This window comes from Shewanella sp. HL-SH8 (assembly GCF_051165765.1).
In the GTDB taxonomy this organism is placed as follows: domain Bacteria; phylum Pseudomonadota; class Gammaproteobacteria; order Enterobacterales; family Shewanellaceae; genus Shewanella; species Shewanella glacialimarina.
Genome location: NZ_CP195039.1, coordinates 3560017 through 3573147 on the forward strand (window position 1 = coordinate 3560017; position 13131 = coordinate 3573147).

The 13131-nt window shown below is 40.4% G+C and carries 10 protein-coding genes and 1 pseudogene; 3 read left to right on the top strand and 8 right to left on the bottom strand.

Annotation, left to right across the window (positions count from 1 at the left end; genetic code table 11):
- The first annotated feature begins 55 nt into the window (after nucleotides 1-55).
- A complete protein-coding gene (locus ACRWQN_RS15645; protein ID WP_434931375.1) occupies nucleotides 56-421 on the top strand; it encodes a PilZ domain-containing protein in 366 nt (121 codons plus the stop codon).
- A gap of 33 nt (nucleotides 422-454) precedes the next feature.
- On the opposite strand, the gene radA is transcribed toward ACRWQN_RS15645, so the two are convergent.
- On the bottom strand, nucleotides 455-1819 hold the full coding sequence (radA, locus tag ACRWQN_RS15650) for a DNA repair protein RadA (protein WP_434938774.1): 1365 nt from the start codon (nucleotides 1817-1819) through the stop codon (nucleotides 455-457).
- 214 nt (nucleotides 1820-2033) lie between these two features.
- Here radA and ACRWQN_RS15655 point away from each other — a divergent pair, with 214 nt between their 5' ends.
- Nucleotides 2034-4439 (top strand): PilZ domain-containing protein, encoded by a 2406-nt coding sequence (locus ACRWQN_RS15655; RefSeq protein WP_434938776.1) that lies wholly within the window; start codon nucleotides 2034-2036, stop codon nucleotides 4437-4439.
- Between the two features lie 30 nt (nucleotides 4440-4469).
- Here ACRWQN_RS15655 and ACRWQN_RS15660 read toward each other — a convergent pair.
- Both ACRWQN_RS15660 and serB read right to left on the bottom strand, forming a co-directional pair.
- A pseudogene (locus ACRWQN_RS15660) lies at nucleotides 4470-5425 on the bottom strand (alpha/beta fold hydrolase).
- 85 nt (nucleotides 5426-5510) lie between these two features.
- Nucleotides 5511-6560, bottom strand: a complete 1050-nt coding sequence (gene serB / locus ACRWQN_RS15665) for a phosphoserine phosphatase SerB (protein ID WP_434938778.1) — start codon at nucleotides 6558-6560, stop codon at nucleotides 5511-5513.
- A 140-nt stretch (nucleotides 6561-6700) separates the two neighbouring features.
- Here serB and ACRWQN_RS15670 point away from each other — a divergent pair, with 140 nt between their 5' ends.
- Nucleotides 6701-7351 (top strand): YtjB family periplasmic protein, encoded by a 651-nt coding sequence (locus ACRWQN_RS15670; RefSeq protein WP_226413946.1) that lies wholly within the window; start codon nucleotides 6701-6703, stop codon nucleotides 7349-7351.
- 70 nt (nucleotides 7352-7421) lie between these two features.
- Here ACRWQN_RS15670 and deoD read toward each other — a convergent pair whose 3' ends face one another.
- The 5 genes from deoD to ACRWQN_RS15695 form a co-directional block, all read right to left on the bottom strand.
- The gene (deoD, locus tag ACRWQN_RS15675) at nucleotides 7422-8132 is read right to left on the bottom strand and encodes a purine-nucleoside phosphorylase (protein WP_226413944.1); all 711 of its coding nucleotides are present in this window, start codon (nucleotides 8130-8132) and stop codon (nucleotides 7422-7424) included.
- 102 nt (nucleotides 8133-8234) lie between these two features.
- The gene (locus tag ACRWQN_RS15680; protein ID WP_434926879.1) at nucleotides 8235-9452 is read right to left on the bottom strand and encodes a phosphopentomutase; all 1218 of its coding nucleotides are present in this window, start codon (nucleotides 9450-9452) and stop codon (nucleotides 8235-8237) included.
- Nucleotides 9453-9463: 11 nt separating this feature from the next.
- Nucleotides 9464-10795, bottom strand: a complete 1332-nt coding sequence (gene deoA, locus ACRWQN_RS15685; protein ID WP_434938780.1) for a thymidine phosphorylase — start codon at nucleotides 10793-10795, stop codon at nucleotides 9464-9466.
- 118 nt (nucleotides 10796-10913) lie between these two features.
- Nucleotides 10914-11687: a deoxyribose-phosphate aldolase gene (gene deoC, locus ACRWQN_RS15690; protein ID WP_434938782.1), complete on the bottom strand. Its 774-nt coding sequence runs from the start codon at nucleotides 11685-11687 to the stop codon at nucleotides 10914-10916.
- Between the two features lie 395 nt (nucleotides 11688-12082).
- Nucleotides 12083-12919: an outer membrane protein OmpK gene (locus ACRWQN_RS15695; RefSeq protein ID WP_434926882.1), complete on the bottom strand. Its 837-nt coding sequence runs from the start codon at nucleotides 12917-12919 to the stop codon at nucleotides 12083-12085.
- Between the last annotated feature and the right edge of the window lie 212 nt (nucleotides 12920-13131).

Consider the following 13131-nt stretch of genomic DNA (forward strand, 5'->3'; position numbering starts at 1 on the left):
TGCTAATCTATAGCAATCAATACAACACTAATCCTATAAATTAAAGGACAGACTAATGGACGAGAGACGCAAATTTTCGAGAATTCTATTTGATGCTAATGCTTATCTTGCTCAGGCTGAGTCTACCTGGCGTACAACGATTCTAGATTTAAGCCTTAATGGTGCTTTGGTCGAAATCCCTGACACATTCAGCGGTACAAAAAATAGTGATATAACATTAGAGTTTGTATTACCTGATTCAGATATTCAGTTAGTCATGAACACAAAAATTGTACATAAAACTAGCAAGCATTTAGGCTTACGCTGTTTACATATCGATGTTGAAAGTATTAGTCACTTGCGCCGTATTATTGAACTTAATTTAGGTGATGCTGAGCTGCTTAATCGAGAGTTGGAAATGCTTATCCAACCCGAAGAATAAATAACCGTTAAATTTAACGCTGAAAACGCACAACTAGAGTGCGTTTAAAGCTTCAGTTAATTTGTTCACCCCAATAATCTCCATTCCCGCTGGTGGTTTTTTGGGCATATTAGCTTTAGGTACTATCGCACGTTTAAAACCATGTTTAGCTGCTTCAATTAAACGTTCTTGGCCATTAGGCACAGGTCTAATTTCCCCTGATAAGCCAACTTCACCAAAAACAACTAAATCAGTTGGTAAAACCTGACCGCGAAAACTCGATACCATCGCCAATAATAACGTTAAATCGGCACTGGTTTCAGTTACTTTCACACCACCTACAACGTTCACAAACACATCTTGATCAGACATCTGCAACCCACCATGGCGGTGCATCACTGCCAGTAGCATGGCTAAACGATTGGCATCCATCCCCACCGCGACTCGACGAGGGTTAGACATGGCTGAACTGTCGACCAGAACCTGCAACTCCACCAGCAATGGACGCGTACCTTCCCATACCACCATAACTAATGATCCCGATGATGCTTCATCGCCACGGGATAAAAATATTGCGGAGGGATTGGCCACTTCTTTTAAGCCACGTTCCGTCATCGCAAAAACACCCAACTCATTAATTGCACCGAATCGATTTTTATGTGAACGTAAAGTACGGTAACGACTATCACTATCACCTTCAAACATCACCGAGCAGTCAATACAATGTTCTAATACCTTCGGGCCAGCTAAACTGCCATCTTTGGTGACATGGCCAACCATAATGACCGCTATACCATGCTGTTTTGCAAATCGGGTCAAATATGAAGCTGACTCACGAACCTGAGACACACTTCCTGGCGAAGATTGAATATCGCTCATATGCATCACTTGAATAGAATCAATCACAATCACTTTAGGCTTTATTTGTATCGCAACATCACAAATAGCTTCAACACTGGTTTCAGACAGCATACGCAGATTTTGAGTCGGTAACCCTAGACGATGGGCGCGCATAGCCACTTGTTGTAAAGACTCTTCTCCCGTGACGTACAAGGCGGGCATAATTTGCGCTAATTGACACAAGGCTTGCAGTAACAGCGTACTTTTACCAGCGCCAGGATGGCCACCAATGAGTATCGCGCTACCAGGAACAATACCGCCACCAAGAACCCGATCTAACTCACCAAACGTACTGGCAATACGAGGTAACTCATTTAAATCTATTTGATCGAGCGTCTGTACTTCTTTACTGGTGGAACCGGCATAACCACTAAACTGATGGGTACGCGTAGCACTGCTTGCGCCCAAACGAACCTCTGTGATCGTGTTCCATTCCTGACAGGCATTACACTGCCCTTGCCAACGCGGAAAATCTTGACCACATTCATTGCACACATATGCTGTTTTATTCTTTGCCATAATGCTCAGTTAGTAAATTAAAAAGTTGAGGAAGAACTCTTTTCAGTCCAAGATATATCAAATCATAGACACTAATTGTTCTGTAAACTTTATCATTTATCTCAAATAGGGTTAAGATTAACTTCAGACCCATACTATTGATAAAGCAATGTCTTTTCATGCCGATAAGATTAACAGCCAGACTCACAATAAGCATTAAAAACGATAATAGAAGATGAGCCTAGACAACCACAGCGCACTTATAGAACAATTAAAGCCCTTATTAATGGAACCTGATTTTCAGGAACTGTTCGAAAGCCTTACGGCTGATGAATCAAATTCTACCCGCTTTTTACTTAAAATGGAGCTAAACCGCATATCAGCCCTGTGTACTCGCGTAATAGACTTACGTGATAAAACCGAACTGGCCTGTGAAGAAGTTTTCATTGGTAACCAACGACACTTTTTAGATGCGCCGTCAAAAGAAGCCCTTGAAGAAGCGTTACCTATTTATCGAAACAAATACACCTTAGGTGTGTATGAAAAAGTCATTAAAGCTCACCAAAAACGTAAACAGCTTAAACAAGAAGGCAGCACTAATGAGCCAAGCCTAAATGCCTCACCTTTTATGGTACCAGGTATTGTTTTAGGCAGTTATTTTAATCGTAGTGAAGAGCGAATGAACTACAGCATTAAAATTGCTGTGTCACAATCTGGATCCGCTGAAGTATTAGGGGCTACCCTGGACTTATCCGTTGGCGGCGCCAGAATAAAACTCCCATTAAAACATAACTTTCAACCTGAGAGACCACTTAGGGTTAAGTTGCTTGAACTTAATGAAGAGTTTTACTTTGAAGACTTACAGCAAGGTGTTGATTACGCTATTGTTGATATCCAAAATAAAGATGACAGCGCCATATTTCGCCTAAAACGAATTGGTAGCAGTGAAGAACTAGATAAGGTTATTACTCAATTAATTAATAGTTATAAATTTCGCTACAAAGTCGATGTTAACGATGTCATTGTTAATGCTACAGGTTTAGGATTCGAGCGTCATTACTTACCCTTGCAACCTCATTTACCTGTGTACATTTCGATTAAAGAAGGTAAGCCTCATATCACCCATGCCCTGCTTGGTCGCGGTAATCAGCCATTACTGCATTTTTTTCAAAATGAGGATGATATTAACCAGCTGCCAGGGATGTTAACTAATAACCGCATAGTGCATTTATTAAAGTCACCGGATATTACTGAACATCAACTGATGTTTTGTTTTACACATATAGCCAACGAAAAAGTGCACTTTTATTCAGCGACATTATTTGAACTGCAACAAAGCGAACACTTGGGATTATTCTTAGGTTTTGGTTCAAAAAAGTCTAGTTGGCGGGTCTATAAATTAGTTAGCCAAAAAGTGGATCATAAACTGAATTATAAAACCTCTACACTTCCGGGCGATGATGCACAATATTCAGCATTAACAGAACAACAGTTAGCCAGTTTTAGTCATATTATTCAAGTTTGTGATATCACAAACTCGAGTGTAAATAGCCAATATCAAGCTTGGTTCAATAACCAAGATGTAAACCAACTAAAAACCTTTGCGCAACGTAAAATAAATGTCAATAGCATTAAAAGAATATCAATGCCATTTACAGAGCGGCGCCATGAATCAAGATTCGCTTTTAAAACATTAGTTCACATCAAACAAGGTAATAAAATTGCTTCTGGAATAACCCATGATATTTCTAGCCGAGGCTTGCAAGTAACCTTAGCGGAAGCATTCGATTTTAACTCACCAGCATCGGTTAGTCTTAGCTTGCCTAGCTTACAGGCCAAAGCAATTCAGATTGACTTGAGCGCATTACCATACCAACTTATTAGAACGCGCTCAAAAGGCAGCATACTTCATTTAAGTGCATTAATTGGTCACTCGCCACATATCGGCGTTGAATTTTTAAATAAACTGATCAATCACAACAAAGCAAAGTTAACTCAACTGTCCGATAAAGATGGTGAACAAAAAGAGCTGGCTGATGGAATGAAAAATTTGATGATGCGTGAGCTAGTTAGCGTGCCATATTTTATTGAAAAACAGAGTAAATCATTCTCCCTTTCAGCCATCGGCATTGGCACCAAAGTAGATGAGATAAGCCATTTATTCTCTCAAGATACAGATCAAATAATGCAATACAACCTGACACCGCTCATGGCAGATGGGGTACTAAAAAGTCAAATTATAGATCCAATTAAAACAATGAAAGCCGCTGATGATATGCGCTTTTTTGAAGTATTCATTCAAATAACTCGACACGCTCGTGGCACAATCAATCTAAATTGCAAAGTTGCGACAGAAATCAGTGTCGTAGATCAACAATCTTTTATAGAACAAAGCCAACGTTTAGGTAGATTTATGGCGTTAAGGGTATATTTGGGGGCAGCAGATAAACCAGATATGAGCTATATTCGTCGTGAATTAGAATATATTACTATCCATGCAAATCATAAAGCCAAGCAGCTTGAAGAACAGCTCTGGAAAGTTATTGGTATTGGCGAATTTCTAGACATCACGACAGAAGTAAAATTACGTTTCCCTAAACTGAGTACTGTGCAAAACAACAAGAACTTAGCCGCATCCTAATGGATCATAATAAAATAAGCTTTAGCATCGTCAGTCACTCAGCTCAAGATACCACTTTTTAATCTGCATAAAGTGGTCATCGTTGGCTTGTTTGTGAGTCAACATATCCGCATGGCCATAATCATTTAGGTAGCCATTTTTTTTAGCAAGTAAGGTATATTTTGCTTGCTGCAAACCGCACTCTGCCATCATATCTTGCACATCCGATGGGTTACCTAATACAGTGTCATTTTCTCCGGCAATAAACCACGTACTAGGCCAGTTTGCACTTTTTGCAGCAAGTGCGTAATTAAACTGGTCATCATGGTCTATCCACTCCCCCTAACCCAATCAATACTCTGGAGTAGTGATTGATGGCTTTCATTATCCATACCAAATCGATAACGGTTAGCATCGAAAAAGCCTTGCCTAGATACACAAAAAGGGGCGAACCGGTTCCAGAAAAGATCTACCATTATCCATTTTCGTAATGACTTAATTTTGATGGTACGTTTACTACCAAAAGTTAACAGTGAGGCGACACTCGTCTGTAAATCCACAAACCGAGCTAAACTACTTGCCATTAACACTCCCCCCCAGGAATGTGCGCTCCAATGTACTTTTGATGTCATAGGATGACGTTTTAAAATAAATGATTGCACCAAAGGTAACTGCTCTCTAATAACCTCCCCTTGGCCTAATTCATATTGCTTATCAATCAAGGGAGTACTTTTACCCCTTCCTGCTGTATCTAGCACATAAACATCAAACCCTTGCTGCGCCATAAAACAGCCTAAACCACGCCCTGAGTCACTATAAAAGACTCGACCGTTAGACATAGCACCATGCAGCATTAAAATAGGTGTGAGACGCTTATGCGAAGTTTGAGCTGGAATATAACGTAGATGTAATTGCCCCTGTCGATAAGGAATAAACAAAGACTGTTGAGTGGGTGATATCAAAATGGCAGCTATTGGTATTGAGTGAGTAAGACCATACTTAACCATAACTGCCATCAATATCAACTAAAATAGAGCAAACATCCTAAATAATACAACTGCGCTGTTTTGAGTAACAACAGCAGCGTAATGCTTATGAGGCTTGTAAACAAAAAACCAAAGCACGTAAATCTAATTTATTTACCGCTAAATTGGCCGCATTGATTAACTTAGGCTTACCATGGAACGCAATTCCTAAGTCAGCGGCTTGGATCATCGGGATATCATTAGCACCGTCACCGATAGCCACTACTTGTCCTGTTTCAATTTGCCACTTTTGAGCACACTTACCAATAACAGTCGCCTTATATTGCGCATCGACTACATCACCCGATACATGACCGGTCAGTTTGCCATCCTCAATAACCAGTTCATTAGCAAAGGCTGCATCTAACTTTAACAGATACATTAAATGATTCACAAATGGCATAAATCCACCAGAGGCGACAACCACTTTCCATTGGTTAGCTTGTAACTCTGCTAAAGAGGCGGTTAAGCCGGGCATCAATGGTAAATTTTTGCATAGTGTATCAATGATAGTTGCATCTGCATTAGCGAGTTTGCTTACTCGTAATCGTAAGCTTTGTTCAAAATCTAATTCACCTCGCATCGCACTAGCGGTGACTTCGGCCACTTCATCACCCACTCCAGCTAACACAGCTAGTTCATCAATACACTCTATCTGAATCGCCGTTGAATCCATATCCATCACTAGCAATCCGCGCTGGTTCAGCAAAGGTAATGGCTCAGTGATCAATAATAATTCAGCCGCTAAACTATGCTGAGTCACACTAATATTAAAAGCCGACTTCATTTCAGTAAAAGACTTACTGGCTGAAATTTCTATACCGATAAGATCATTTTCGCGTTCAAGTACGCTAAAATACGCAAGAAACGGCAGTTCAGCAAGCCATGCATCAATGTGTGATTGAGCCGATGATTCAAATATCACTCTAACACGTTCATGACTTAAAGAAGCGATATCACTATGATACTGCGCCTCTTCATAGCGTTGGCATAATAGGTCATTGTGCCAATACTCAGTGGTAGTTGATGTTAATAACCAAGATAGAATACTGACACCTCTGTTACTTGGGGTACGCTTATTAAGTGCATTGGCGGATGCTAGACTTCTGCGGTGCATGGATCAGACCTCTTTGATTACAACTATCTACTGATGAGTTTTTAGATTAATATAATTTCCACACCACCAAGCCATCAAAAATATGGCAATCAGGCGCCTACTAAGCGTTTCATTAAATAGAAAAATGACTGAGGATTAAAGTGATTTTTGTTAACGGTCTCAAGAAAAGACAAAAAATTAGCAGGATCATTCAGGTTATTGTTGCCATAGGCTTAGTATTAGGCCTAATCAATCTTTGGCAAAGCAGCTTGAAAAACGGTCAAAAACTGTTGAGTTCACAGACTCAACTTATGGCGAGAACCCTTGCGCAACAGGCGGCAAACGGTGCAGCTCCGGCTATGTTTTTACAAAATGATGAACAACTACGATGGCTGACATCGACTTTAGCGTCAGACCCTAAAGTAATGTCGGTTAATATTTATAACTCTCAAGGAGTCAGACTCGCTTTTGCCCAATCAGTGACTACCGATGATTTAGCACCTGATTCAGAAGCATTACGTCAACTATTAGCCAATTATCCACCATTAATTGAAAATGTGATGCAACAAGACAATAACCTTGGCTATGTGGAAGTAAGATTAGACCTGAGCAAATTTTTTGATGAAATTAAATATTTGCATCAAGAGAATATGGAACTATTGAAGTGGATGCTACTTGTGGCCAGTTTTATTGGTTTCTTGTTATCACGCGCATTATCGTTTAAGCGCGCTGACTTTGATCGTCGAAAAACACGTATTAAACAATTTAAAAAACATCTCGCCTCTAAAGATGAGCCGGAAGATAAAAGTTAATAAAATGATGTAAATATAAAATAAAAAATGGGCGCTTAATGCGCCCATTTTTATTGGTATGCTATTAAAACTAAAGTGTTAATGCAGCATCCAAAGTCATCACTATCATGTCATTGAAAGTCGTTTGACGTTCATCAGAAGTGGTTTTCTCACCAGTACGGATGTGGTCTGATACAGTGACAACACATAGTGCCTTAGCGCCTAATTCATGGGCAACACCATATAAACCAGCGGCTTCCATTTCGACACCTAATACACCCATTCTTTCCATAACATCAAACATTTCAGGATCGGGTGTATAGAATAAGTCAGCAGAGAAAATGTTGCCCACTTGAATTTTAGTGCCGTGTGCTTTGGCAGAATCAACTACAGCGCTTAGTAAGCTGTAGTCCGCAATTGCTGCAAAATCTTGGTTTTTGAAACGTAAACGGTTAGCTTGTGAATCAGTACATGCACCCATACCAATAATCACATCACGTACTTTTACATCAGTGCTAATAGCACCACATGTCCCAACACGGATTAAGTTTTTAACACCGTATTCTTTAATCAGCTCATGTGCATAGATAGAACAAGATGGAATACCCATTCCTGAACCCATTACAGAAATACGCTTACCTTTATAAGTACCCGTAAAACCAAGCATGTTACGTACATCGGTTACTTGCTCAACATTTTCTAAAAATGTCTCTGCAATGTATTTTGCACGTAATGGATCGCCTGGGAAAAGCACTGTCTCAGCAAATGCACCTTCAACAGCATTAATATGTGGTGTAGCCATGTTATAACCCCTATGTTTCTATTTTATTTTGTATTGCTTAATCTTGTTGATAGTTTAGCAAAGCTATTAAGTTTTATATAGAACCGTCGTTCGAAAATGTGACTAATCTATAAAAGATTGGCCATAATCCATAGGTTCTAGCTTAAAATAGCTTGCAATCGACTGACCAATATCAGCAAAAGACTGACGACGACCTAATGAACCAGCGGCTAAACCTGCACCATAAGCTAATACAGGTACACGCTCACGAGTATGCTCAGTACCAACCCAAGTAGGATCGCAACCATGATCTGCGGTAAATACCACTAAATCATCTGGCTGTAAAATCGCAAATAATTCAGGTAAACGGGTATCGAAATATTCTAATGCTTTAGCATAACCTGCTGTATCACGACGGTGGCCATAATGAGAGTCAAAATCGACAAAGTTGGTAAACACTATGGTGTTATCGCCAGCACGTTTAATTTGCGTTAGCGTTTCATCAAATAGCTCTTCAAGACCTGTCGCTTTAAACTGCTGAGTAATACCACTATGGGCGTAAATATCAGCAATTTTACCAATACTGACCACTTCACCACCGGCATCTTTAAGCTTATCTAATACGGTTGGCGCTGGTGGTAATACGGCATAATCATGGCGGTTACCGGTACGAGCAAAATCAGCCGCACCAGTCCCAACAAATGGGCGTGCAATAACACGTCCAATATTATACGGCTCTAACTCTTCACGGGTAATTTTACACAGCTTGTAGAGGTTTTCTAAACCGAAGCTTTCTTCATGACATGCAATTTGAAAAACAGAGTCTGCTGACGTGTAGAAAATAGGCATGCCCGTTTTCATGTGCTCTTCGCCTAACTCTTCAAGAATGGTAGTGCCCGAAGCATGGCAATTACCTAAGAACCCTTCTAGACCAGCACGTTTTAGAATTTTGTCGGTTAACTCTTTTGGGAATGAATTAGTTAAATCGCTAAAGTATCCCCACTCATACAATACAGGTACACCCGCCATTTCCCAGTGACCACTGGGCGTGTCCTTACCTGAACTTAACTCATCGGCATGGCCATAGGCACCAATCACTTCAACATCAGCGTTAAAGCCATCAGCAAACTTACCCGTGCTTTCAAAGCCTGCATGGCCTAGGCCTAATTTAGCCAAGTTAGGTAAAACTAGTGGTCCTTTGCGGCCTATATCTGCTTTACCTTCTGCACAGGCTTGGGCAATATGACCAAAAGTATCAGAGCCAACATCACCAAACTTATCAGCATCGGTTGCAGCACCAAGACCAAATGAATCTAACATTAAGATAAAAGTACGTTTCATTGTGTTTTCCTTTATAAATCTGAAGCGCGAATATAGCGATAAATTTCAGGCGTCTTTTCTGGCGCACTATCGCCAATCACTATGGCCTGTTGAATTGCTGCCGCAGCTTCTGAAAATGCCTCTTCAGATTGCGCATGGATCATCGCTAACGGAACATCTTTGTTAACGGCTTGACCTAATGCACAAACTTGAGTTAATCCGACACTGTAATCAAGCGCATCGCCAGGTTTACGACGACCGCCGCCTAAAGTAACAACCGCTAAGCCAAGCTCTCTAGTATCCATTTTGTAAGCAAAACCACTAGTATTGGCATACACAGGACGAATAATTTTGGCATGGGGTAAATACTTATCATACGCCTCAACAAAGTCAGTTGGCCCACCTAAACCAGCAATCATTTTAGCAAAGGCTTCAGCTGCTTTACCATTATCTAATACAGTATTTAGTTTAATACGCGCTTCAACTTCATTTTGTGCAATACCGCCCAAAATCAGCATTTCAGCACATAAGCCCATAGTCACCGCATACAAACGTGGGTTGCGGTATTGACCAGTTAAGAACTGTATTGCTTCACGTACTTCAACAGCATTACCTGCACACGAAGCTAAGACTTGATTCATATCAGTTAATAATGCAGTGGTCTTAGTGCCCGCACCATTTGCAACAGCGGTAATACTGCGAGCTAGCTCTTCAGATGCTTCGTAAGTTGGCATAAATGCGCCACTACCCACTTTGACATCCATAGCCAGTGCATTGAGTCCTGCGGCCAATTTTTTAGATAAAATTGATGCAGTGATCAGTGAAATAGACTCAACAGTAGCTGTGTTATCACGGATGGAATAAAAACGTTTATCGGCGGGTACTAAATCACCCGTCTGGCCAATAATCGCTACGCCAGCATCTTTAACTACTTTACGGAACAATTCGCTAGATGGCTCAGTTTGGTAACCAGGAATCGCATCAAACTTGTCTAATGTCCCACCGGTATGGCCTAAACCACGCCCGGAAATCATGGGCACATAACCGCCGCAAGCTGCAGCCATAGGGCCAAGCATTAAACTAATAACATCACCAACACCGCCAGTGCTGTGCTTGTCAATAATAGGACCGTTTAGTCCTAATGAGTCCCAATTTAACACTGTGCCTGAATCACGCATTGCAATCGTTAATGCAATACGTTCGTCCATACTCATATCTTTAAAGTAAACTGCCATGCCAAAGGCGGCAATCTGGCCTTCTGATACCGTATTAGTTGTTATACCGTTAACAAAGAATTGAATTTCTGCGGTGGAAAGGACTTCACCATTACGTTTTTTGCGGATAATTTCTTGTGCGAGGAACATAATATAGCCTCCATCTAGGCAATCCACAGGCTGCTAGATTTGGATCGCCAAAAATATCTATAGCTATAGGTTTATTAACACTAAAGGCAATAAACCTTAGCTATAACATTGATTTAAATTAGTAACCTTGAGTCGGTGCTGGTGCGTCAGCAAACTCTAAAGTATGCAATAAGCTCGTCAACAGGCTTGATGCACCAAAACGGAAAGTACTTGGGCTGATCCAGTCTTCACCTAAAATACGGGCCGCAACAGCTAAAAACTCTGCTGTTTTAGCTGCATCTTTTACGCCACCGGCGGGCTTAAACCCAACTTTACGGTTCTTTTCGCTGATCACGGTTAGCATAATTTCAGCCGCTTCTAGCGTGGCATTAACCGGCACTTTACCGGTAGAGGTTTTAATAAAGTCAGCACCTGCATCAATTGATAGCTCTGATGCTTTGCGAATTAATGCGGGATCTTTAAGCTCACCCGATTCAATAATAACCTTAAGAATAGCATCATCACCACAGGCTTCTTTACAGGCTTTAACTAGCTCAAAACCGACGGTTTCATCCCCTGCCATTAATGCGCGATATGGAAATACCACATCGACTTCATCAGCACCGTAAGCAACTGCTGCACGAGTTTCTAATACTGCAATTGCAATATCATCGTTACCATGTGGGAAGTTAGTCACTGTCGCGATTTTAATGTCTTCACAATCAAGATCATTTAAGGTTTTACGTGCAATAGGAATAAAGCGAGGATAAATACAAATTGCAGCGGTATTACCTGCAGCAGTTTTGGCCTTATGGCATAAGTCGATAACTTTTTGATCAGTATCATCATCATTTAACGTGGTTAAATCCATTAATGAGATACCAAGTTGCGCAGCTTTTTTTAAATCAGTCATGTTTGTTCTCCATAAAGAAAAATCAGTAGATAATTTTTGTCAGGGCAACAAAGTAAAGTGGCATATGATCATAGCTAACTAGGATATAGCTAAACAGATTACAGCTTATATGATTACAGCTATGGCCGAGTCTTCACGTGTTGCCAGTAAACTAATATGATTTACTAACCTAAGTATTCAATCTGATAACGAGTACCACGACTTGAATCCTTGAAGACCGGAAAAGGCAAAATAAATTAATGACTTATTTTATCATTTTCCGCGAAAAATCCATTTTAGCGCGTTGTGCTTAATGCTTAATTAACGGCATTTTTAATAATGCATTTAATTAAGTATTAATTTTTAAAAACTATAGAGGAGCCACAAATTTTGTGGCTCCAATGTCTTACAAAGTATTAGAACTTGTAAGTAGCTGTTAGGTAGTGACCCCAACCAGTTGTATCTAAGCCAACAATACCTGCGCCGTCTTCAAGAAGGTATACATCTTTGTAACCTTTAAGACCATAGCCTAAAGCATAGTTGTCTGAATGCCAGTGAATACCGAAATATGCAGCACCACCGCTAGAGCTCATAGGAACAAACTCATTACCATACTCGTCATCAGCACCAAATTGATAATCAACATAACCTTGGAAAGCTATGAAGCTTTTGTTATCAAAGAATTTGAAAGGCTTGAACCAGTTAGCAGAGAACTGGTAACCATTCCAATCTTTACCGTTCATGTCATAGTGTGCGTATAAGTTCATGCCAGTTTTACCTAACCATGGAACCATAACATCAGCACCGATACCCCAGAAAGATGCGTTTACATCTTCACCGACAACTCCACCACCCCAGTTAAATAGAGTAGAGAAGTAGACCTCTTGAACTGGACCAAAAGAAAGGTCTTTACCAGTAATAGCATCTAGTGAGAAACGTGGATTGAACTTCATGAACATTTTGCTAGCGCCTGAACCAGTCGCTTTATCACCTGAGTCACCAGTCGCTAAGTTGAAAACATCAACATAACCGTATAGGTCAACAACGCCAGCACGGCCGCCGAATTCCATTTCTAGATAATCGTGACCACTTTCGCCAGTGCTTGGTAACTCATCAAAAGAGTACATAGCATTGAACTGCATCCAACTGTAATCGCCAGAACGAATATCTTCACCACGGTCAGCAGCTAGTGCAGGTGCAGCCATTGCTGCCATAGTTGTTGCTGCTAAAGCTAAAGTTTTAAAGTTTTTCATCATCAACCCCATTTATCATAATTTGCCGCCTTCTAGGACAGCTTTTGTTTTAAGCTTTCGTATTTTACCGCTATTGTTGTAAATCACAATATTTAACCGGTATAAAAACGAATACTAAATTCTTTTTTGTGAACAATGTCGCGACTTACTCACAACATCTCACTAACAGTTACTTTTGTGTCGCATTCGAAAATGAATGATTTTGCGGTGTT

Bases quoted from the DNA above. Each gene is read 5' to 3' on its own strand.
- ACRWQN_RS15645 (WP_434931375.1), top strand. From the start codon at position 56: ATGGACGAGAGACGCAAATTTTCGAGAATTCTATTTGATGCTAATGCT.
- radA (WP_434938774.1), bottom strand. From the start codon at position 1,819: ATGGCAAAGAATAAAACAGCATATGTGTGCAATGAATGTGGTCAAGAT.
- ACRWQN_RS15655 (WP_434938776.1), top strand. From the start codon at position 2,034: ATGAGCCTAGACAACCACAGCGCACTTATAGAACAATTAAAGCCCTTA.
- serB (WP_434938778.1), bottom strand. From the start codon at position 6,560: ATGCACCGCAGAAGTCTAGCATCCGCCAATGCACTTAATAAGCGTACC.
- deoD (WP_226413944.1), bottom strand. From the start codon at position 8,132: ATGGCTACACCACATATTAATGCTGTTGAAGGTGCATTTGCTGAGACA.
- ACRWQN_RS15680 (WP_434926879.1), bottom strand. From the start codon at position 9,452: ATGAAACGTACTTTTATCTTAATGTTAGATTCATTTGGTCTTGGTGCT.
- deoA (WP_434938780.1), bottom strand. From the start codon at position 10,795: ATGTTCCTCGCACAAGAAATTATCCGCAAAAAACGTAATGGTGAAGTC.
- deoC (WP_434938782.1), bottom strand. From the start codon at position 11,687: ATGACTGATTTAAAAAAAGCTGCGCAACTTGGTATCTCATTAATGGAT.
- ACRWQN_RS15695 (WP_434926882.1), bottom strand. From the start codon at position 12,919: ATGAAAAACTTTAAAACTTTAGCTTTAGCAGCAACAACTATGGCAGCA.